Raw genomic sequence first — 21763 nt, forward strand, 5'->3', positions numbered from 1 at the left:
GGTTTCCTTGGATGCAGAGTCGAGTCTTTCGTGGCCAAAAAGCCCGTCAGCTATAGTGCTTGTTGCGCGACATTTTCCCGATGCCGGGGTTCATGCTGTTGGTCGGGTCAACCGATTTGTAGAACGCTGCCAGATCCGGCTTGGCCGCATAAAGGTGTCCTACATTGTGTTCGGCCGGGTACTCGGCCCCGCGCTGATCCAGAATCTCCAGCATCCCTGCCTTCAGCGCCTTGGGGTCGGCCCCTTTCTTCACGATGTAATCCTGATGCAGAACGTGGCACATGAAATGCCCGTAATAGAGCTTGCTGAGCAGTTGATCCGCCAGCTCGGGGGGCAATTCCTCGAACCAGTTCACATCATTGCGACGCAGGGCGATGTCCAGCGCGATGATGTCTTCGACCTCATGCGCGTGCACTTTCATGTAACGGATTGCGGCCCCGGCAGCAGCAAAGCGGTGCAGACCGGCGATCTTGGCCTCGCGCGGGTCACATTCGAAGAAATCCAGACGCTCCTCATCCACCATGTCGCTCAGCAGCGCGCGCGCCTCGTCGATGCCACCATCGTGCATTTTCAGGATCAGGTGATGGGGGAAGCGGTCGCGATAGGCGCGCATCCGGCGGGGCAGGATATCGGGCCAGAACCGCATCGTGAACTGCATGAAACGGTCGGTGAAATTCGACAGACCCGGAATAGCCTCGAACCGCGCATCCACCGCACCTTTCAACGCAAAGAAGGTGGGCAGCCGGTCGGTGCCCAGCTTGTCGATCATCACCATGGTGTCCTTGCCGTAGCGATCCGAGATGTCGAAGACCTCTTCATGCATATATTCGGCGCTGACCGGCAGGGTGTTGAACCCCGACAAGATGCGGCGGCGTAGCTCGGTCAGGGCGCTGGTGTCCTTGGCGCCGACATAGAATGTACGCTCGCTGCCGTTCTTGGGATAGGTGTCCAGCCGAACGGCAAAGACGGCGAGTTTTCCGGCGCACCCGGCGGCCTCGTACAAGCGGGATTTGTCGGCGTTGAACCGGGCCGGGGTGTCGGCATCCACATCGCGCACCCGGCGGGCATAATCGGTGTCGGAGGCCTTGCGATTGTCGGTCTCGACATCTGTTGTGCAGAAATCACCGTTCTGCAGACGGGTCAGGATTTCTTCGGGCGAGTCACCCAGGTTTATTCCCAGATGATTGACCAGTTCCAGTTGGCCATCCCGCGTGATGCGGGCGTGCAGAGAAAGTTCAGTATAGGAGGGGCCACGCTCGACGAGCGAACCGCCCGAATTGTTGCACACCCCGCCCACGACCGAGGCCCCGATGCACGATGATCCAATCACCGAATGCGGCTGACGCCCGATCGGATCCAGCAGCTTTTCCAGCGCAAACAAGGTGCTGCCCGGAAAGCTGATCACCTGTTTGCCATCATTGATCAGATGCAGATCATCCATCCGCCGCGTATTGATCAGCACCACATCGCGATCATAGCGGCCCTTGGGCGTAGACCCTTCGGTCAGGCCGGTATTGGCGGCCTGCATGATGACGATCTTGTCGGCGGCGACACAGGCCTGCAACACCTTCCATTGTTCCAACAACGTGGCGGGTTGAACCACCGCCAGCGCGTCGCCTTCACCCGATCGGAACCCCCGACGAAAATGCCGGGTGCTGCGGGCTGAGGTCAAAACGCGCCGCCGCCCGCAAATGGTCTGAAGACGTTTGATCAGATCGGAATCGGTCATCCCGTAGCCCTCCTTAATACGCGACCGAAGGAAGCCAGGTCGCCAGTTGCGGCCATAGGAAGACAAAGAACAGGCCGGTCAACTGCAGGATCACGAACGGGATGATGCCTTTGTAGATATCGGTCAGCTTGATCTCGGGCGGGCAGACCCCTTTCAGGTAGAAAAGCGCAAACCCAACTGGGGGCGTCAGGAACGAGGTCTGCAAGGTCACCGCCACAAGGATCACGAACCACACCAGCGCAGGTTCATCGATAACGCCAAAGCCGTCGATTTCAAGGCCCAGCCCGTTCACGATGGGTCGCATCAGGGGTAGGACGATCAGCGTGATTTCGATCCAGTCCAGTACGAAGCCCAGCAGGAAGACGATGAACAGGATCATGAATACGGTGCCGTTGGGGCCAAGTCCGGTGCCATGGATCATATCCTCGATCAGAGCGTCACCGCCCAGTTCCCGCAGGACGTAGGAGAACACCGTCGCACCCAGGAAGATCGCAAAGATATAGGCAGTGGTGTTGAACGTGGCTTTCAGTACGTTCACCAGCTTGGCCAGCGTCAACTTGCGATATCCCAGCGCCAGCAGTGTCGCGCCCAAAGCGCCCACGCCCGAGGCTTCGGTTGGCGTGGTCAGGCCCGCAAAGATCGACCCCAGTACGGCAAGGATCAGCGCCAGTGTCGGCAGTACGGCGATCAGCACGTCCTTGACTGCTGCCCAGTCGGGACGGGTTGCGCCCTCAGGCACCGGGGCCACGTCGCGTTTGATCAGCGCGATGACGAAGATATAGGTCAGATACAATGCTCCGATGATCACACCGGGGAACACTGCGGCCATGAACAGATCGCCGACCGACAAGGCCATCTGGTCCGCCATGATCACGAGCATGATTGACGGCGGGATCAGGATGCCCAGTGTCCCCGATGCGCTGACCACACCGGCGGCCAATGAGGGGCTGTATTTCTGCTCCATCATCGAAGGCAGGGACAGCACGCCCAGCAGAACCACAGACGCCCCGATAATGCCGGTCGAGGCGGCCAGAATGATGCCGATCATCGTTACCGTGATTGCCAACCCGCCGCGCACTGTTCCAAACAGGCGCTGCATTGAAGACATCAGCCGCTCGGCTACACCGGATTCGTCCAGCATCAGGCCCATGAAAATGAACATCGGCAGCGCCACCAGAACCGCATTCGACATGGTGGCATAGACGCGGTTCACCACCGCGCCCAGCGTCAGATAGTCCAGCCCGGTCAGCGTTTCCTCAAGCCCGGTCCAGTTCATCATGCCGTTGTCGAACAGATAGGCCAGACCGCAATAGGCAACACCGACTCCCGCCAGCGTCCACGCGACCGGGAAGCCGGTGAACAGCAGCGCGATGAAGGTCAGGAACATGGCGATGACCAGCTTTTCCTCGGTCGTCTCGACAAGGAAAGTCAGCGCGGTCGCGACCACGGCAAAGCCCAGCAAGGCCCAGAGGATCAGGCGCAGGCCTTTGCCCTGTCGCTCTTCCTCAAGGTTCATGAACAGCGCGTGCAGGTCATGGATCAGCCGCGCGCCCGCTGCCAGAGCCAGCAGAATGAAACTGGCCGGGATCACGCCTTTCAAGGCCCAACGTGCGGGCAAGCCAGTGGGGCTGTCCGAGGATTCGTTGACCCGCCAGCTTTCGTAGAAATAGTCGTATCCCTGATCGATCATCAGATAGATGAACGGCACCAGCAGGGTAAAAATCCCGATGATCTCGATAATCCGCCGCGCGCGCTGGCTGAGCTGCATATGCAGCAGATCCACCCGCACATGGCTGTCAGTGACTAGAGCGTAAGAGATGCCGATCATCGTCACCAGCCCGTAGAAATGCCACTGAATTTCATCCAGTTTGGGGTAGTTCTGGTTCAGCAAATAGCGCAGCGCCACTTGCGATACGATGGCCGCAACCAGCAGCAGGTTGGCCCACATGACCACATGGCCCACCGCCTTGACGCCATTGTCGATGGCAACGGCCAGTTTCTGGCGGTCGGGCTCGCCATGCTCAAGGATGCTTTCATAGACTTCAATCGGGTCGTCCTGATGACGCTGTGTCTCGGCCATGGTCTCCTCCTCAAGAGTTTGGCGGTGGGGACGGGAATGCGCCCGGGTCGTTTGGGAAATGAAGAAAATCTGGGTTCTGAGGGCAGCGGATCGGTGCCGCCCTCAGAAATTCGCAAGTGTTTAATCACTTGCGGGGGAGGAACGCGTTCTCTTTCCAGACGGCGTAACCGTCGCGGAACTCGGTCATGTCGGCCAGAACCTTGGCAAAGAATTCGTCATTGGCGGCCTGCTCTGCGGCAACCTCTTCCCAGGTCGCGCGGAAGGTCGACAGCATCTCGTCATTCCATTGCTTGATCTGAACGCCGTTGTTTTCGACATTGTCCAGCAGCGCTGCGTGTTGGATCGCTTCGCCTTCGGCAAAGCTGTCAGCCATCGACGCCTTACAAGCATTTTCGATGATTGCTTTGTGCTGGTCGCTGGCTTCGTTCCAGACGTCCTTATTGATCATCAGCTCAAACACCGTCGCCTGCTGGTGCCAGCCGGGGAAGTAGTTGTACTTGACCAGTTTGTGGAAGCCGAGGCGCGCGTCGATGGCGGGCATCGAGAACTCGGTCGCGTCAATCGCGCCCTTTTCCAGCGCCGGGAATATCTCACCACCGGGCAGCAGCGAGGTCGCGACGCCAAGCTTCTGCATCACTTCGCCGCCCAGACCGAAGAAGCGCATCTTCAGACCATTCAGATCTTCGGGGCTGTTGATCTCATTCGCGAACCAGCCCGAGGTTTCAGGGGCGATGATGGCGCAGGGGATGACGTGGACGTTGAAACCGGCCTGATCATACATCTCCTGATACAGGCTTATGCCGTTGCCGTAATACAGCCATGCCATGTATTCGCCCGCCTCAGGCCCGAACGGAACGGCCGAGAACAGCGGCGCGGCCGGGATTTTGCCCGCCCAGTAACCGGCGGTGGTATAGCCTGAGTTGATCTTGCCCGAAGACACCGCATCCAGAATTTCAAACGGCGGAACCAGCTTGCCGGGCTCATAGACCTTCATCTTCAGCGTACCGCCGGACATCAGGTCCAGCTGCTCGGCCACGCGCGGGATCGGCGAACCTAGCCCCGGCAGCGCAGTCGAGAACGCAATCGGGGTTTTCAGCAGCATCTTGTCCGCTGCATGGGCAACCGGAGCCGCCAGCAGCGAGGCCGCAACGGCGAGTGATGTCAGGGTGGTCTTCATGGTTTCTCCTCCAAGGTATGTGCCAGCCGATCAACCGACTGCCGAAAATCCCGCCATGGCGGCGACATAAGAGGTAAATATTTTTTACCAACACTAGTAGTCAACAATTTTATTTACCACTGATCGCATGGGGCGAGCCATTCTGAGGTGATGCCAAATCAGGGGCATTTCGTGCCAAAAGTCTGAGGGTTTAGAAGTTATCTATATTTTGCAAACAGATAGAAAATCGACATCCATCCGTAGTTTTGGGTAGTATTGCTTGCATAAACTTGGCGGATTGGTAAATTTAGTGAACAACTAAAAATTCACGAATAATGACGCGCAGCAGGATCGGCATGAGCAACAACAGCCCTTTTGAGCCCATCGGCCACGAATCAATTGCCGACGCGGTGGTCGAGCAGATCGAGACGATGATCGTCGATGGCATCCTGAAAGAAGGCCGCAGATTGCCCTCGGAACGGGACCTGGCCGAGGCGATGTCCGTCTCGCGCCCTAAACTGCGCGAGGCGCTGCAGATCCTCGAACAGCGGGGCCTGGTCTCGGTGCGACATGGCGAGGGGACGTTCATCGCGGCGCTGACCGGTCGGGCAATGTCTCCGGCGCTGTTGTCGCTTTACGCCCGGCATGGCGGCGCGTTCTACGACTATCTCGAATACCGGCGCGAGCAGGAGGCGTTTGCCAGCCATCTTGCCGCGCTGCGGGCCACGCAATCCGACAAGGAACGCATCTCGGAAATCATCGACGAGATGCAAAGGGCGTGGGAAGAAGACGATGCCGACGCCAGTGAAGAGGCCGACTTTCGCCTGCATTCGGCGGTTGTCGATGCCAGCCAGAATACCACGCTGATCCACATGATGGCTTCGGTCTATGATCTGACCCGTCAGGGCGTCTTCTATAACCGCCGGTTTCTAAGAACGATGGACGGCTCGGGCGAATTGCTGCTGGCCCAGCACAAGGAAATCGCTCAGGCTATTCTGGAGGGTGACCCGGACTGGGCCGAAAAAGCCGCCCGCGATCACATGGATTTTGTCGAAAGCTCATTCCGCAAAGGGCAAGAGCAGCAGGAACGCGAAATCCGCGCCTCCAAGCGTCGCCTGTTTTCGGTCTGACAAAAGACCGGACTTATTCCGGGTTTTCCGCCCGAAACAGCGCCCAGGCATCCTGCGACGTACCATCAGGCTTGGTGCAGATACCCACCTGACCTTGATCGGTGTCTTCAATGCGATAGCTGCCGCCGATTTCGATGCAATAGGTCGCTGCCGGGTTTGCAAGCCTGACAAAGCTGTCGCTTTTATGGTCAGAGTGGTTTTCGCGAAAATAGGTCCAGGCATCGATCCTGGTGCCGTCCGGCAACTGGCAAATCCCGCTTTGGCCATCGGCCCCGTCCTGAATGCCATAAAGCCCGCCCTGCGCGATGCAATAGGTCGCTGCCGGATTTGCCAGCCCGGTATTGGCCAGCGCAGCAACAGGTGTCAGCATCAGCAATGCCGCGATGGAAGCGTTCCGCTTAGTCATTCTCATCCTCCGGGTTTGACCATGTGTTTGGCAGATTCTCCGGGGCGTAGCCGGTATTCATCGCCATCCTTTCCCGCACCGAGGCATGTATCATGGCCCCGTCAGGGATGAAACGTGGCTCGTGCAAGGGCAGATAAAGGCCGCCTTCTTCCTGCGTTTTGGGATTGTCATGCCGTTTCCTGCGCTTGGGCAGATATTCAAGGAACCGCCACCAGAACGTCATCGAGTCATGCAACTGCGCCTTCGCGCTGGGCGCGGCATAGTCGCGTTTGCTGCCGGGTTTGACATTTTTCGGGGTCTCGCCATTCACCAGACGCTTGACCATGGTCTCGCGGAACACCAGCCCATGGTTACGCGCTTCGTCCACCATCCAGCCCAACGGGTATTTCGCCGCGCCACTCTCTTGTTCGGGATATCCGCTGCCATTGTCCCCGTGCACGCCCGCGAACCAGACCTGCTTGATGTCCTGCGGCTCGGCATCTTCATCCTTGATGAAAGGGTTTGTCTTGAACAACTGCGGCTCTTCCCAGCGGGACAGGCGGAACATGCGCCGCCGCTCGTCAATGGCGCAGGCATGGCGAAACACCCGCACGCAGGGGTTCATATGCGTGTAGGGTAGAGATTCCAGCGAAGGCAGGTACATCCGGTCCGGGCGCGGCACGATGACCGAGGCGACCGTGTCCCAGCATCCCATGAACCGGATGGTGACATGGCGGGCATCAAGAACCTCCTGCACGCGCCAGGCGATGTCGAATGCGTCTTTTGCACCGGACTGCTTGTAGGCCGTCAGCGCGTAGGCACACAGATGCTCCTGATGCCCATGCAGCAGACCGACCATGTTGATAAACCCGGCCAGAACCCGCACCGTATGGGCCCCGCGCGAAAAGCCGAACAGATAAATCTCGTCTCCGTCTTCATAATGACGCAACAGGAACCTGTAGGCGTCCAGCACGTTGGCATCCAGCCCATAGCCGGTGGCCAGTCCGAACACACCCTTGAGCTGATTCTTGAAACGGCTCCAAGCGCCACTGTTCGAGATCGTGCCGACGCCGGGATCATAAAACCCGATCTGATCCTCGCTTTCCTTCAGGACGCGATAGAATTTCAGAACGTTGGATTGGTTTTCCTTGATCTCATTGCCGGTGCCATCACAGCAGATTACGATTTTCTTCAAAGCAAACCCTCGGGCAAAAATCTAAATGACAATGCCCGCAGCTTATCCGAAGTTCTTTGACCTGTTAACCGGCCACACTGTGGCCTTCAGAGTTGTTCCACCTTGATCGAGTCCTGAGGGTAGAAGGCCAGATGATCCTTGATCGCGGCCACCGCGTCGCTTGGGTCCTCATAGCTCCACGCAGCGTTTTCCGTGACCGAGGATTTATTCACGATCGAGAAATGTGTTGCGTCCCCTTTGCTTGTGCAATGGGTCACCTTGTCGGTCCGGTCCAGAAAGGCCATCGCGATGTCAGAGCGTGGGAAGTAGATCACCGGGTCATTGTCCCCATCCAGTAGCTCAAGCGCATTGCTGGTCTCACCCAGAATGGCACCGCCCGACCGGACGCTCCATTTGCCCTGTGCTTTGCGGATCGTGATCTGATTGGCCATGTCTGTTCCTTCCGTCGGCTCTTGCGGGTTTCCCCTTGCACATTCTATGTGACAAACCGGTGTCAGACCGGCGCAGTTGCGGCATCCAACCACAGTTGAGCGGCTTCGCCCAGCCTTGGACGGATTTTTTCCGCCACGTCGCGGTGATAAGCGTTCAGCCAGGCGCGTTCTTCGCGGCTCAGCATGTCCACCACGATCAGGCGCCGGTCGATGGGCACATAGGTCAACGTGCGCCATTGCAGCATGGCCCGCTCGTCATCGCCACCGGGCAAGGCGGGGGCCTCTTCCACCACCACGAGGTTCTCCAGCCGGATGCCAAAGGCCCCTTCGCGGTAATATCCCGGTTCATTGGACAGGATCATGCCCGGCTCCAGCGAGACATGGCTGATGCGCGACAGGCGCTGCGGGCCTTCGTGCACGCTGAGGTAGGTTCCCACACCATGCCCGACCCCATGGTTGAAATCCTGCCCCGCCAGCCAAAGCGGCAGGCGCGCCACGCATTCGATATCGCGCCCGGCCATGCCGACCGGCCAGCGCAGCATCGACATGGCGATCATGCCCCTGAGCACACGGGTGAAGCAGGTCTTTTCCTCTTCCCCCACGTCACCGATGGCGATTGTCCGGGTGATATCGGTGGTGCCATCCAGATACTGCCCGCCACTGTCCAGCACCAGCATCTGACCGTTTTCCAAACGGCTGTCGGTTTCCTCGGTCACCCGGTAATGCATGATCGCACCATTCGGCCCGGCACCAGCGATTGTATCGAATGAGATATCCTGCAGCGCATTATCCCGGCGGCGGCATTCTTCCAACTGCGTCACCACCTGAGTCTCGGTCAGACTGCCCAGAACCTGCGCATCCAGCCAGCAGAGCAGTTCCACAACCGCTGCGGCGTCGCGCAGATGCGCCTCGGCACTGCCTGCAATCTCGGCGGGGTTTTTGCAGGCTTTAGGCAGGGCGCAAGGGTCTCCGTCTTCGACCATCCGGTCTTGCAACGCCTCCGCCACGATCTGCGGCACTGTGTTCGGGTCTACCTGCACCGCGCCTTCCAGTTTCTCGACAGCGGCAAGGAAGCTTTCCGGCTCATGGATCGTCACCTGATCGCCCAGATGATCCGAGACTTCGGTCAGCTTGGCAGCGGCCATGAACAGATCGACACATCCGTCACTGTGCAGAATGGCGAACCCATGCGCCACCGGGATATAGTCGATGTCCGAGCCACGAATGTTCAACAGCCACATGATCGAATCCGGCAGCGTAATCACAGCCGCCGCGCGCCCGGCTTCTCGCAGTGCCTTTGCAAGACGGTTGATCTTGCTGTCCGCACTTTCCCCCGCAAATTCAATCGGATGTGCCTTGACCGGGTTCATCGGAGGGTCGGGCTGATCGGCCCAGACCCGATCCACCAGATTGTCACAACGCACCAGCTCGATGCCGCTGTCGCCCAAATCTTTCCGCGCGCCCGAGATTTGCCCGGCCGCGTGCAGCCACGGATCGAACCCGACCTTGCCGCCATTGGGCAGTTGTTCTTTCAGCCACGCGCTCAGGCTGACATCGGGCCATGGCACCGGAGTATACTCCTCAGCCACCTGCGCCTTGACCTGAGTGCGATAGCGCCCATCGATGAACACACCAGCCACATGGGTCAACGCCGCGCAAAACCCAGCGGACCCGGTAAACCCGGTCAGCCAGGCCAGCCGTTCGTCCCGGGGGGCCACATATTCGCCCTGATGCGCATCGGCACGGGGGATCAGAAACCCGTCCAACCCGTCCTTCGCCAACTCAGCCCGCAACGCAGCCAGTCGCGGAGGCCCCTGTTCCGGGCGCGCGGTCACTTCGAAACTCTGGAACATCGGGGCCTCATTCGTCGGTCTTGTTGCGCGCAAACCTGCGGCCTGTGGCGCAAAATGTCCAGCGCCCCGGTGCCGCGCTATTCTTCCGCTTCCAGAAAGCTCTGCAAGGTTTGGATATACGTGTCGTAGACGTCATTTCCCGGCAGCGGGATCTGATTGCCGGTCTCAAGGATCACCAGTGCAGCGTTGGGAATCCCCGCCGCCAGCTTGCGCGCCTCTGACAAGGGGTGAACCGCCGCGTGCCGCCCATGCAAAACCAGCGTCGGGCATTGCACCTTCGGAAGCAGATGCAGGATCGAGGTGCTGTTGGCGATGTCGCGATACAGAAGCCTTTGTTCGCTGGAGTAAAGCGCCTGCATTTCGTCGACCATATGCCGGACGCTGTCCAGCGGGCCTTCCGGGAAATAGCTGAATTCCGCGCCTATCGCAAAGCCGCTGCCCGGGGTGTTCCAACCTTCGGAAATCAGCGTCCGGATCGAGTCGGGGTGCCGGGCCTCTTCACGGTAATCGCGCCCTTCGGCCCATCCGCCAGAGATTACCAGCTTTTCGACCCGCTCCGGATATCTTGCGGCAAAGTGCAAGGCGGGAAAGGTTCCGCCCATTTCGCCAAGAATGGAAAACCGGTCAAAACCTGCGGCCTGCGTGACACTCAGAATCTCTTCAATCCTGCGATCATACACCGCCTGATGGTCTGAATCCGAGCTGACGCTGTGGTTCTTGTTGTACCGCAGCAGCCGGAACCGGCTTGCCATATCCTGCAACCGGGTACGCTCTGACGGGATGCGCCATTCGGCCTCTAGATCATGCACGACCGAGCCGATGCGCAGAACAGGCAGCCCATCGCCGAAAAGCGTATAGGGAATCGCGCGCCCCTCAGCACCTCGGGCATACCGCAACCGTTGCGTCTGGCTGTCGCCGTCTGAACCGGCGCCGGTATCACGGGCCACATCCGCCGTCATCTGCAACCCGCGCCGCACGACTGTCCGAATGATGCGTTGTGCTTTGCCATCATCCCCAACCGCCCGCCGTGCTGCTGCCACGCGCGCACTGATGGTCGAATCCGAGACATAGCGGCCATTCCAGACCCGCGCGATGATTTCGTCTCGGGGCACCAGTTTCCCCGGATGCTCTGCCAGCAGCACCAGCAGATCGAACACCTGCGGTTCTATTGCAACCGGCTCACCGCGGCGGGTCAGGACGTGGCGATCCACGTCCAGAATACAATCTGCAAACTCATAGCGCATGGGGCAAATACACTCCGTTTCTCGCGGAACGACAAGGTTCAACAACAATCTCAAGGGTTTCTAGGGGGAATCGCAGGACCGGCTTCAAGCAGGCTTGGTCCGGTTGGGGCACAGTCCAATCACCAGACAGGAGAACTGCGTATGTTCCTGCCCTTCGATACTGCTTTGCTGCGCTATCCGGCACATCGCCACTGGCGGCGACCTATATGGCGCACAGCTTTGCTTGGATGGATTTGAGTGTGCCGCGAAGACGGCGGGCCGTCAACCGACCCGCTTCATCCCCATAACCCGCGCCCGTGCCCGTGGGTCGCTGTCGAACAGGGCCGCCAATTGCTCGGTCATGGCGCCTGCCAGTTGCTCGACATCTGTGATCGTCACCGCGCGGTCGTAGTAGCGGGTCACATCATGCCCGATGCCGATGGCCAGCAATTCCACCATCTTGCGTTTTTCCACCATTGCGATCACGTCGCGCAGGTGTTTCTCAAGATAGTTCGCCGGGTTCACGCTGAGCGTGGAATCATCGACCGGCGCGCCATCTGAAATCACCATCAGGATCTTGCGCTGCTCACGCCGCGCCAGCATCCGGCGATGCGCCCATTCCAGCGCCTCGCCGTCGATATTTTCCTTCAGCAGGCCCTCTTTCATCATCAGGCCCAGATTGGGCCGTGCCCGCCGCCATGGCGCGTCGGCCCCTTTATAGATGATGTGGCGCAGATCGTTCAGACGCCCCGGCTGCTGCGGGCGGCCATCGTTCAGCCATGCCTCACGCGCCTGACCGCCTTTCCAGGCCCGGGTGGTAAAGCCCAGAATTTCAACCTTCACGTTGCACCGTTCCAGCGTCCGCGCCAGAACGTCGGCGCAGATCGCGGCGATCGAGATCGGACGGCCGCGCATCGACCCCGAATTATCGAGCAACAGCGTCACCACCGTGTCGCGGAATTCGGTGTCTTTCTCGACCTTGAAACTCAGCGGCGTTGTGGGGTTGGCCACCACCCGCGCCAGACGGCCTGCATCCAGAATGCCTTCCTCGCGATCAAACTCCCACGACCGGTTCTGCTGTGCCTGCAACCGGCGCTGCAACTTGTTGGCCAGACGGCTGACAGCGCCTTTCAAAGGCTCAAGCTGCTGATCCAGATAGGCGCGCAGCCGTTCCAGTTCCGCCGGTTCCGCCAAATCCTCGGCAGCGATCTCTTCATCGTAGGTGTTCAGGTAGACCTTGTAATCGGGATCGGCCTCGGACGCTGGCGGTGGGGCAGGCGGCTCCAGAGGGGCCTCGCCCTCGGGCATCTCGGCCTCATCGCCCAACTCATCCTCGGCCATCTCGTCCATCGAGACCTGCGCCTGAGACTGGTCCTGCTGCTCTTCCTGAGTCTGCTCAGGCGTCGCATCGGCGTCCTGTTCGTCCTGATCATCCTGACCGGTGCTGTCGGGATCGGGCTGCTCCTCGGCGTCTTCCTCGGCCTGATCCTCCTGCTCGTCGTCCAGCTCATCCGGGTCGTCGCCCAGCTGGTCGCCGTATCCCAGATCCTTGATCATTTGGCGCGCGAACTTGGCAAATTCCGCCTGATCCGAAAGAATCTCGTCCAGATTCTCCAACGTCCCACCAGCTTGCTCTTCGATGAACCCACGCCACAGGTTCATGATGTTCTCGGCCGCAGGCGGCAGATCGCGCCCGGTGGCCAGATGCCGGATCAGATAGCCCGCCGCCACCGCCAGAGGTGCATCCGCTGGCTGTTTGCACTGGTCATAACCGCGCCGGATCGCTTCATGCCCGATCTTGACGTCGATATTGGACGCGGTGCCGGGCATATCCCGCGCGCCCATCGCCTCGCAGCGCGCAACTTCCATCGCTTCATAGAGGTCCCGCGCCATATCGCCCGGCGGCGCATAGCGGGCATGGGTCGCATCGTCATGATACTTGCGCTGCAACGCCAGAGCATCCGCCGTGCCGCGCGCCAGCAGCACCTCTTCGCGGGTCATCCGGCGCGACACTTGCGGCAACCGCATCGACTCGCCAGACATGCCCGAGGGGTCGACCGTATAGGTCACCGACAGCTCGGGGTCATCGGCCATGACCTTGGTAGCCTCGGCCAGAGCCTTCTTGAACGGATCAGCAGGGTTGTCGTTTGGTTTAGACAATGAACGTACTCCAGATCATTGTTGCTAAGAAGAGTATGACACACTCCCAACGCAACCGTGTCAGGTGAACATATTGCGACGCCGTCATGTCCGAAGGCGCCGTCTTTTTCCAATCTACTTTGTCAAACAGCCAAACTGAATCAAAAACGACCCAGACCGAAGCTATGACAAAGAATGCAATCACCCCAAGCTCGCAGAGGCCGCGCTTTCCGGCAATTCCTCATCAAAACAACGCTGATAGAACTCGGCCACGGTCTGACGCTCAAGCTCGTCGCATTTGTTCAGGAAGGACAGGCGGAAAGCGTAGCCCACATTGCGGAAAATCTCGGCATTCTGAGCCCAGTTGATCACGGTGCGCGGACTCATCACCGTCGACAGGTCGCCGTTCATAAACGCAGTCCGGGTCAGATCAGCCACTGTCACCATCTGGCTGACGGTTTTGCGGCCCTTTTCGGTGTTATAATGCGGCGCCTTGGACAGCACGATCATCGTCTCGGCATCGTGGCTGAGGTAGTTCAGCGTCGAGACCAGCGACCAGCGGTCCATCTGCGCCTGGTTGATCTGCTGGGTGCCGTGATACAGACCGGTGGTGTCACCCAGACCCACGGTGTTTGCAGTCGCAAATAGGCGGAAATTCGGGTTCGGCGTGATGATCTCGTTCTGGTCCAGCAGGGTCAGCTTGCCGTCATGCTCCAGCACGCGCTGGATCACGAACATCACGTCGGCGCGGCCCGCGTCATATTCGTCGAACACGATGGCGACCGGATTGCGCAGGGCCCAGGGCAGGATGCCTTCGTGGAATTCGGTGACCTGCTTGCCATCGCGCAGTTTGATCGCGTCCTTGCCGATCAGGTCGATCCGGCTGATATGGCTGTCCAGGTTCACCCGCACCGCAGGCCAGTTCAGGCGCGCTGCAACCTGTTCGATATGGGTCGATTTACCGGTGCCGTGATAGCCTTGGATCATCACCCGGCGGTTATGGGCAAAGCCCGCCAGAATCGCCAGCGTGGTTTCGGGGTCGAACTTATAGGTGTGGTCGATGGCCGGAACCCGGTCGCTGGCTTCCGCAAAGCCTTTGACCGCCATGTCGCTGTCAATGCCGAACACCTCACGGACCGAGATATCCTCGGTAGGTTTTGCGTTGATATCGATCGATCCGTCAGCCATGCGCCTTGTCCTTATCCTCTGGCCCGTTCACCGGGTTTGAACCCGAGTGTGGTGCAATATATTGCGGACAAGGGCAAGCGAAAGAGGCGTATCTGAAAAGCTGAGCGGGGTTTTCTTTGAAACTGGCCTTATTCGCTCGGCCGGCAAGGGGCTGGGCAGCCCCGTGTGCCGGCATCAATTGGTGCGCCTCGGTGGAACGCGGAGTAGGGGTGAAGTTCTGGTGCGGGCTATGGGCTGGCAGTGTTTTTTGCTTAGCCAAATGCACAATTCGAAACAGGCCGAAATACGCAACAGAGCCGTGGCAAACCGCACAACTTTCAACCTTCGACGGCTTGAGACCACCGAGTGAGATCAGCCGTTACCGGATGGCTCAAATCTCAGTCTGACCAGAAACGGCTCTGACCGGACTGCGCGCATCAACTGGAAAACACGTATCTCAAGATGTCCAGGCAAACCGCCCAGAAACATCCTGTCATTGCGCGCATCATAATATCCGGGAACGGTAATCGATACGTTTCGACCGCTGACGAGTTCGATGCTCATATTCTGGCCGCTGGGAACGGACAGATCATAGCAGACAAACCCTTCTGCAGGGGCATCACCGGGAAGATCCCCGATCGTGAAATTGCGGTCGAGTTGCACACGAAAGCAGCCCTCGGCGAGCGCTGGAGAGGATGCAATACACGCAATTCCGAAAAACAACTTTGCCAAAAGGCGCATAAGCAATGTCCTTTCCTAAAGCTGGCGTATCAAACCGCCAGTTGGAATGATGCAACTGCCCAAACCTCTTGAAATCACCCTGCTCAGAAATCGTTCTGTGTGCTCTTTTTGAGTTTCAGGGTGGCGTCATTCGCGGCCTGAGTCTCTCATAAATTCACACGATTTTCCAATACGCACTTCATTCGGGGCTGCGTGCTCAGAAGAAGACACGTACCTTTGACGCAAGCGGACCTTGCAAAACGGCGACCGCCCGCGAATTGCGAGCGGGGACCTCCGCAGATTTCGGTTCTAATCGCGTCCCTTACTTGAAACTCCGGCTGTCCTTGATCTGATCCCAGGCCCAGACCACCTCTTGCAGCTGTTCTTCCTGTGACCGGTCGCCGCCGTTCATATCCGGGTGCAGCACCTTGATCAGCTTCTTGTAGGCCTTGCGGATCTCGGCCTTCGACCAGCTGTCCTGCGCTTCGAGGATCTCGATGGCGCGGCGTTCGGTGGGGGGCAGGCGGCGGCCGCCGGAATTGGCGCGGCCGGGGTTCTTGGTGGCGTTTTCGCCCAGCACCTGATGCGGGTCCTCGATGCCCAGACGGGCCCAGGCGCGTGCCTCGGGGTCGCCCATCGGCTTGGTCTCGCGCTCCCACACTTTGTCCTTCGATCGCTGCGCGTTCAGCTCGGCCTCGGTGGTGCCGTCGAAGAAGTTCCACTTCTGGTTATATTCGCGCACATGCTGCTGGCAGAACCAGAAGAAATCATCCAGCACATCCGGCGCTTTGGGCGCGCGGAACTTGCCGGCCTCTTCACAGCCCTCGTGGTCGCAGATTCGGGTCGAGGTCTCGGACGCGCCGGACATGCCCCGACGACCGCGCGGCTTCTTTTTCTTGGCGCTGGACACGGACATATCGAACCCGAAGGGATCTGACTTTACCATCTGCTCATCCTCACGAAGGCATCTTTTCGACTCGGAGGCAGCAGTTTAATCTAAGCAGCCGAAAGTAGAAGAGGGGAGCGGCAATTTATTTGCCGTTGAGCATAAAAATGAGCGTGACCGACGAAATCCGCGACCGTCTGCAAACAGCCTTTGACCCGCGTGAGCTTGAGGTGATCGACGACAGCGAAAGCCACCGCGGCCACGCGGGGTATCAGGAAGGCGGCGAGAGCCATTTCAACGTGCGCATCCGTGCGGCGGCGTTTGGCGGGCAGACGCGTGTGGCGCGTCACCGCGCTGTGCACAAGGCGCTGGGCGACATCGTCCCGCGCATTCATGCGCTGGCGCTGGATATCGACACCTAGACCGTCGCGTGCGCATGGCGACGGGTCAGGGCATACCGGAAGACTATCCCAAACGGCTGTGGCTGGTGGCAATCGGGATCGGTGTCGCGCTTGCGCTGATCCTGTCGGTGTTCCTGTACATGTCGCGCGAAACCGGCAGCCGGATCGGCGATATGCGGACGGCCTGGCAGAGCTATTCGGTGGAGACCACGCCGCGCGGCTATTGGATTTCGGATATCCGGGAATATTTCGGCTATGGTGGGCTGATCCACAACTTCAAGAACTATGTTCTGCGGCAGGACCCATCCTATGGTCCGACCTTGCGCCAGCAATCCGACAACCTGCTTGCCACCATCGAAGCCTATCGCGGCGCGGGACCGTCTGCGCCCGAACTGGATGCGCTGAACCGGATCGAAGCGGTTGCGCATGAATATATCGGCAACATCCCCAGGATCGAGACCGGGATTGCCGCCGGTCTGAGCGCCGAGGAGGTCGATGCGCTGGTACGGGTCGACGACCGCGACGCCCTTGCCGCACTGGCCACGCTGGAGCAACTTTGGATTGCCGAGCGCGATGATCGCCTGTCCGGCATGGTCCGGGCCTTTTCGGATGGCGAGCGTCTGGTGCGCAACTTCTCGGTCTTTCTGGTCGGGTTGGTCATCGTGGTCGGCGTGATCGCCATTCTGACCACGTTGCTGATCGCCAACATTCTGCGCACCAACCACAGGTTCAAGACCGAGCTTGAGCTGCGCGAGCAGGTCGAACTTGCCGAGCGCAAACTGGCCCGCGCGGTGGAACAAAGCCCCGCTTCGATCATCATCACCGACACCGATCTGAAGATCGAATATGCCAATCGCAAGTTCTTTGATCTCAGCGGTTATGCGCCGGATGAGATCTATGGGCATACGCCGAAGATGCTGCAATCGGGCCATTCCGGGCAGGGTGTCTATAGCGACCTTCGGCAGCGGCTGGAACAGGGTCAAAGCTGGTATGGCGTGTTCCGCAATCTGCGTAAGGACGGAACCCATTATTGGGCCTCGACGGCGATCTTCCCGCTGGTGGGGCAGGATGGCGCCATCACGCATTACATCGGCATCGGCGAGGACCTGACCGAAACCCGGCGCACACATGAACAGTTCGCGCAGGTGCAGAAGATGGAAGGCGTCGGCATCCTTGCCGGCTCGGTCGCGCATGATTTCAACAACGTTTTGATGAGCGTTACCGGCAATGCCGACCTGATCGAGCTGGACGCCGAGGGCAACGCGGACATCCAGACCTCGGTTAACCACATCCGCATCGCGGCACGGCGGGCGCAGGCCCTGGTGCGCAAGATGCTGACCTTCGCGCGGCAGCGCCCGCGCAACCCCGTGCGCGGCGATATGGTCAAGGCCACGCAAGAGGCGCTGGATCTGATCCGGGTTTCGGCCCCGCCCAATGTGGAAACCCGTTTCGAGATCGGCGTCGACAGCGCCTTTTCCGATTTCGATGGCACATTGTTTTTCCAGACCCTGCTGAACCTGTGCCACAACGCGTTCGAGGCGATGGGCGATCAGCCGGGCGAGGTGGTGCTGCGCATCGGGCTGGCCGGACGCGATGCACTGGACGATCTGCCCGACGATGCTATCGGCGTTATCCAACTGGACGTGCAGGACAATGGCCCCGGCATGTCCGACGCGTTGCAGCAGCAGATTTTCCAACCCTTCTTCTCGACCAAACCGGTCGGCAAGGGAACCGGGTTGGGCCTGACCATCGTGCATAACAGTGTCGAGGAATGCCACGGCCGGGTTGCATTGCAGTCAACCCCCGGCGAAGGCACGTGTTTCAGCCTGTTCTATCCGCTGATGCCAGCCCTCAGCCACGAGGAACAAGCCGAAGTCACCGCAATCACCGGAGACGAACATGTGCTGCTGGTAGATGACGACGACAACGTGCTTTATATCACTCGCCAGTTGCTGACGCGGTATGGCTACCGGGTCGAAGCTTATGCTGATTCAACCAAGGCGCTGCAGGCGTTCAGTACCGATCCCGGTGCCTATGATGTGATCGTGACCGATCTCAAGATGCCGGGCCTGATGGGCAACGCCCTGATCGATGCGGCGCGGTCCGTCAGGGGCGATGTGCCCGCGATCCTGATCAGCAGTTATTTCGATGACATGGAAAATCTGACGGCTGCCGACAATCTGATCATGGCGCAGAAGCCGGTTGAAATTCAGCAGCTTGCCCGTTTCATCCGGGCATCGGTCGGCTAGAGTTCGTTACATTTCTTAACATCTTTTCGTAGATTTTAATCCGGATCAAATTCTCGCGAAACAACTGCCCTTTACTCTTTGCAAAGCCGGTCCTCGGCCAACCGAGAGATCGGAATAGCGAAAAGGGGCTTTTAGATGATGACCAAAGCCAGAACATGGTTCTCGGCGCTGTCGACAGTATCACTGCTGACGATGGGCGTCGCGTTCCCGGTTCACCAGGCCCAGGCGCAAGAGCCGGGCCCGGTCGAAGCCATAGAGTTCGACCCAGCCAAGGCGGCCCTTGGCAAACGTTTGTTTTTCGACCCGCGACTTTCCGGCGATACCGAGCTGTCCTGCGCCAGCTGCCACCAGCCGGAGAACGGTTTCACGGACGGGCAGGCCCTGTCGGACGCCTATGCCGGCAGCCTGCATTTCCGCAACGTGCCGACGCTGATCAACAGTGCGAAACGCGCCGCATGGTTCCATGACGGGCGCATCGGCACCAATCTCAACGACGTGACCCGCGAAAGCATCACCGAGACCTACTCCATGAACATGGACATGCGTCTGATGCAGGAACGCATCAAGCAGGATCCGGTTTATGTCGAGATGTTCGAAGCCGCCGGATTTGGCGAACCGTCGAACGGCGGGGCCCGCAACGCCATCCCGGAATATCTGAAAACGCTGATCTCGCGCGGCGCGCCGTTCGATACCGGCGAGATGTCGGATGAGGCCAAGGCAGGCTATGAGCTGTTCAATGACAGCGGCTGCAACTCCTGCCACGCAGGCGAGCGGTTCACCGATGATCTGCCGCACAATATCGGCGTCGGCGACAACCCCGATATCTGGGCGACACCGGAACGCCACATCACCTTCGTGACGATGATGAAGTTCCTCGGCGTCGAGAATTACATGAACCTGCGCGCCGACCCGGGCGCGTATATCCGCACCCACACCGCCGATACGTTCGGCACGTTCATGACCCCCACGCTGCGCGAGCTGACCTACACCGCGCCGTATATGCACAACGGCTCGATTGCGACGCTCCAAGACGTGGTGGCCTTCTACAACGCCGGTGGTGGCGACGATGAAAACAAGGACCCGCGCATCAAGCCACTGGGTCTGAACGAGACCGAGCAAGCGCAACTGGTGGCCTTCCTACGGGCGCTGTCCGGCGAGCCGCTGACTGGCCCCGATTTCGTCGCCGAAGAGATCGATGCCTTCTACGAGCCAATCGAAAACTGGCGTGAAACGACAAACTGAGGAGTGGACCCATGAAAGACCTCAAGTCTTACCTTTCAGGCACAATCGCCACCGCTGCCCTGTTTGCCGTCCTCGGGTCGCAGGCGATTGCGGAAACCAGCATGGAGATCGAGGCCGGTATCGGCGGTGCTGACCCCGACCCCGACGCGCCGCTGGTGGCGCTGGGCGAGCCGCCCATCCCGCTGGACAACCCGCAGACCGAGGCCAAGATCGAACTGGGCAAGATGCTGTTCTTCGATCCGCGTCTGGGCGGTAACCCGTCGACCCCATGCTCGGCCTGTCACTTGCCCGATGTGGGCTGGGACGTCGAAGCACCGATCTCGTTCGGCTATCCCGGCACAACTCACTGGCGCAACAGCCAGACCATCGTGAACTCGGCCTATTACGGCAAGCTGTTCTGGGCGGGTTCAAGCAAAAGCCTCGAAAGTCAGGCCAAATCCGCCGCGGGCGGTGCGGTCGCCGGCAACGGCGAGGCCGATATGATGGAGGCGCGGCTGGCCTTCGTTCCCGAATATGTCGAACGGTTCAACGACGTGTTCGGCGACCAGTGGCCGCGTATATCGAACGCATGGCGAGCCATCGCCGCATTTGAACGCACCATCGTTCAGACCGACACCCCCTTCGACAATTACCTGCGCGGGGACGATGCGGCGCTGACCGAAGAACAGAAACGCGGGCTGGAATTGTTCACCGGCAAGGCGCAATGCTCCGAATGCCATAACGGCGCGCTGCTGTCGGATGAGAAATACTACAACACCGGCGTACCGCCTTATGACGGCTGGGAAGAGGACGGGCTGGCGCAGGTCACCTTCCGGTACGAGCTTTATGCCAAAGGCTCGACCGAGGATTTCTACCGCCATACCAAGGACGACCCCGGCTTCTATTTCCGCACCAAGGAAAAGGCGGACAAGGGCAAGTTCCGCACACCAAGCCTGCGCTATACCCTCTATACCGAACCCTACATGCATAACGGCATGTTGGAGACGCTCGAGGATGTGGTTGAATTCTACAATCAGGGCGGCGGTGAGAACGAGTTCGCTGAAAACAAATCCCCGCTGATCCAACCCCTTGGCCTGAACGATCAGGAAAAGGCGGATCTGGTGGCCTTCCTGAAATCCCTGTCCGGCGCGGAAATCCTGATCGAGGAACCCGACCTGCCGGATTATCAGCCGCTTCCTGCGGCAGCAGAGGAGTAAGCGTCATGACAGATCATAACGCAACCGGATGCAGCTGTTCGGGCGAGGCCAAAAAGGCCTGCACCGTGAACCGCCGCCAGTTCCTGTTCGCCTCGGGTGCCACGACCTTTGCCGTGATGGTGGCCATGCCTACCCGCCACGGTCAAGCCGAACAGGTGCCCGCATTGGTGTCCACCTATCCGCGCAAGCTGATCGGCAAGCTTTCTGAGTTAGAGCAGGATGTGCCGGTCGAGTTCTACTACCCGGATGAGGGCGACTATTCGGACTCGATCCTGGTCAAGACCGGCGTGGAAAGCGGCGGTGGCATCGGTCCGCAGCGGGACGTTGTGGCCTTCAACCTCACTTGCACCCATCAGGGCGGGTCGATGTATGACAGCTACAAGCCCGAACATAAGGTGCTGGGCCCATGCCCGCTGCACCTGTCCACCTATGACGTGACACGGCACGGCATCCTCGTCTCGGGGCAGGCCTATCAGTCGCTGCCGCAGGTTCTTTTGGAACTGGACGGCGATGACATCTACGCCGTTGGCATGTTCGGCCTGATCTACGGCCGCTACGACAACCTGATTGCATAAGGGGAG

Annotated in this window: 17 protein-coding genes; 6 read left to right on the forward strand and 11 right to left on the reverse strand. The window is 59.5% G+C overall.

Going from position 1 to position 21763, the window contains the following annotated elements; translation table 11 throughout:
• Positions 1-46: 46 nt before the first annotated feature.
• From dld to ACR0K9_RS17415, 3 genes are all read right to left on the reverse strand, one after another.
• On the reverse strand, positions 47-1729 hold the full coding sequence (gene dld, locus ACR0K9_RS17405) for a D-lactate dehydrogenase (protein WP_480825098.1): 1683 nt from the start codon (positions 1727-1729) through the stop codon (positions 47-49).
• A 13-nt stretch (positions 1730-1742) separates the two neighbouring features.
• On the reverse strand, positions 1743-3809 hold the full coding sequence (locus ACR0K9_RS17410; RefSeq protein WP_480825100.1) for a TRAP transporter large permease subunit: 2067 nt from the start codon (positions 3807-3809) through the stop codon (positions 1743-1745).
• A gap of 124 nt (positions 3810-3933) precedes the next feature.
• Positions 3934-4986, reverse strand: a complete 1053-nt coding sequence (locus ACR0K9_RS17415) for a TRAP transporter substrate-binding protein (protein ID WP_480825102.1) — start codon at positions 4984-4986, stop codon at positions 3934-3936.
• A gap of 335 nt (positions 4987-5321) precedes the next feature.
• Between ACR0K9_RS17415 and ACR0K9_RS17420 the strand changes: the two genes are divergently transcribed.
• Positions 5322-6095: a FadR/GntR family transcriptional regulator gene (locus ACR0K9_RS17420; RefSeq protein WP_480825104.1), complete on the forward strand. Its 774-nt coding sequence runs from the start codon at positions 5322-5324 to the stop codon at positions 6093-6095.
• 13 nt (positions 6096-6108) lie between these two features.
• On the opposite strand, the gene ACR0K9_RS17425 is transcribed toward ACR0K9_RS17420, so the two are convergent.
• From ACR0K9_RS17425 to ACR0K9_RS17460, 8 genes are all read right to left on the reverse strand, one after another.
• Complete coding sequence (locus tag ACR0K9_RS17425; RefSeq protein ID WP_480535479.1) at positions 6109-6501, reverse strand: DUF333 domain-containing protein; 393 nt, start codon at positions 6499-6501, stop codon at positions 6109-6111.
• On the reverse strand, positions 6494-7675 hold the full coding sequence (locus ACR0K9_RS17430; RefSeq protein WP_480825106.1) for a DUF2235 domain-containing protein: 1182 nt from the start codon (positions 7673-7675) through the stop codon (positions 6494-6496). Before ACR0K9_RS17430 ends, ACR0K9_RS17425 begins: the two co-directional genes overlap by 8 nt.
• A gap of 86 nt (positions 7676-7761) precedes the next feature.
• Complete coding sequence (locus ACR0K9_RS17435; RefSeq protein WP_480535476.1) at positions 7762-8106, reverse strand: DUF427 domain-containing protein; 345 nt, start codon at positions 8104-8106, stop codon at positions 7762-7764.
• Between the two features lie 62 nt (positions 8107-8168).
• Positions 8169-9959 (reverse strand): aminopeptidase P family protein, encoded by a 1791-nt coding sequence (locus ACR0K9_RS17440; protein WP_480825108.1) that lies wholly within the window; start codon positions 9957-9959, stop codon positions 8169-8171.
• Positions 9960-10036: 77 nt separating this feature from the next.
• A complete protein-coding gene (locus tag ACR0K9_RS17445) occupies positions 10037-11203 on the reverse strand; it encodes an alpha/beta hydrolase (RefSeq protein WP_480825110.1) in 1167 nt (388 codons plus the stop codon).
• 261 nt (positions 11204-11464) lie between these two features.
• On the reverse strand, positions 11465-13342 hold the full coding sequence (gene cobT, locus ACR0K9_RS17450; RefSeq protein WP_480825112.1) for a cobaltochelatase subunit CobT: 1878 nt from the start codon (positions 13340-13342) through the stop codon (positions 11465-11467).
• Between the two features lie 180 nt (positions 13343-13522).
• Positions 13523-14509 (reverse strand): cobaltochelatase subunit CobS, encoded by a 987-nt coding sequence (gene cobS / locus ACR0K9_RS17455; RefSeq protein WP_480535470.1) that lies wholly within the window; start codon positions 14507-14509, stop codon positions 13523-13525.
• 1021 nt (positions 14510-15530) lie between these two features.
• Entirely contained in the window at positions 15531-16154 is a 624-nt protein-coding gene (locus tag ACR0K9_RS17460) for a DnaJ domain-containing protein (protein ID WP_170716335.1), read from the reverse strand.
• A gap of 107 nt (positions 16155-16261) precedes the next feature.
• On the opposite strand from ACR0K9_RS17460, the gene ACR0K9_RS17465 reads away from it, so the two are divergent.
• The 5 genes from ACR0K9_RS17465 (at position 16262) to ACR0K9_RS17485 (ending at position 21757) form a co-directional block, all read left to right on the forward strand.
• Complete coding sequence (locus ACR0K9_RS17465) at positions 16262-16516, forward strand: BolA family protein (protein WP_480825114.1); 255 nt, start codon at positions 16262-16264, stop codon at positions 16514-16516.
• Between the two features lie 14 nt (positions 16517-16530).
• Complete coding sequence (locus ACR0K9_RS17470; RefSeq protein ID WP_480825153.1) at positions 16531-18744, forward strand: two-component system sensor histidine kinase NtrB; 2214 nt, start codon at positions 16531-16533, stop codon at positions 18742-18744.
• 135 nt (positions 18745-18879) lie between these two features.
• A complete protein-coding gene (locus ACR0K9_RS17475) occupies positions 18880-19986 on the forward strand; it encodes a cytochrome-c peroxidase (RefSeq protein WP_480825116.1) in 1107 nt (368 codons plus the stop codon).
• A gap of 11 nt (positions 19987-19997) precedes the next feature.
• Positions 19998-21182, forward strand: coding sequence for a cytochrome-c peroxidase (locus ACR0K9_RS17480; RefSeq protein ID WP_480825118.1), 1185 nt, complete (start codon positions 19998-20000; stop codon positions 21180-21182).
• Between the two features lie 5 nt (positions 21183-21187).
• Positions 21188-21757, forward strand: coding sequence for an arsenate reductase (azurin) small subunit (locus ACR0K9_RS17485; RefSeq protein ID WP_039543441.1), 570 nt, complete (start codon positions 21188-21190; stop codon positions 21755-21757).
• Positions 21758-21763: the final 6 nt, after the last annotated feature.

This window comes from Ruegeria sp. L12, from assembly GCF_056531745.1.

Bases quoted from the DNA above. Each gene is read 5' to 3' on its own strand.
- ACR0K9_RS17460 (WP_170716335.1), bottom strand. From the start codon at position 16,154: ATGGTAAAGTCAGATCCCTTCGGGTTCGATATGTCCGTGTCCAGCGCC.
- ACR0K9_RS17480 (WP_480825118.1), top strand. From the start codon at position 19,998: ATGAAAGACCTCAAGTCTTACCTTTCAGGCACAATCGCCACCGCTGCC.
- ACR0K9_RS17420 (WP_480825104.1), top strand. From the start codon at position 5,322: ATGAGCAACAACAGCCCTTTTGAGCCCATCGGCCACGAATCAATTGCC.
- ACR0K9_RS17435 (WP_480535476.1), bottom strand. From the start codon at position 8,106: ATGGCCAATCAGATCACGATCCGCAAAGCACAGGGCAAATGGAGCGTC.
- ACR0K9_RS17475 (WP_480825116.1), top strand. From the start codon at position 18,880: ATGATGACCAAAGCCAGAACATGGTTCTCGGCGCTGTCGACAGTATCA.
- dld (WP_480825098.1), bottom strand. From the start codon at position 1,729: ATGACCGATTCCGATCTGATCAAACGTCTTCAGACCATTTGCGGGCGG.
- ACR0K9_RS17410 (WP_480825100.1), bottom strand. From the start codon at position 3,809: ATGGCCGAGACACAGCGTCATCAGGACGACCCGATTGAAGTCTATGAA.
- cobS (WP_480535470.1), bottom strand. From the start codon at position 14,509: ATGGCTGACGGATCGATCGATATCAACGCAAAACCTACCGAGGATATC.
- ACR0K9_RS17485 (WP_039543441.1), top strand. From the start codon at position 21,188: ATGACAGATCATAACGCAACCGGATGCAGCTGTTCGGGCGAGGCCAAA.
- ACR0K9_RS17425 (WP_480535479.1), bottom strand. From the start codon at position 6,501: ATGACTAAGCGGAACGCTTCCATCGCGGCATTGCTGATGCTGACACCT.
- ACR0K9_RS17415 (WP_480825102.1), bottom strand. From the start codon at position 4,986: ATGAAGACCACCCTGACATCACTCGCCGTTGCGGCCTCGCTGCTGGCG.
- ACR0K9_RS17470 (WP_480825153.1), top strand. From the start codon at position 16,531: ATGGCGACGGGTCAGGGCATACCGGAAGACTATCCCAAACGGCTGTGG.
- ACR0K9_RS17465 (WP_480825114.1), top strand. From the start codon at position 16,262: ATGAGCGTGACCGACGAAATCCGCGACCGTCTGCAAACAGCCTTTGAC.
- ACR0K9_RS17445 (WP_480825110.1), bottom strand. From the start codon at position 11,203: ATGCGCTATGAGTTTGCAGATTGTATTCTGGACGTGGATCGCCACGTC.
- ACR0K9_RS17440 (WP_480825108.1), bottom strand. From the start codon at position 9,959: ATGTTCCAGAGTTTCGAAGTGACCGCGCGCCCGGAACAGGGGCCTCCG.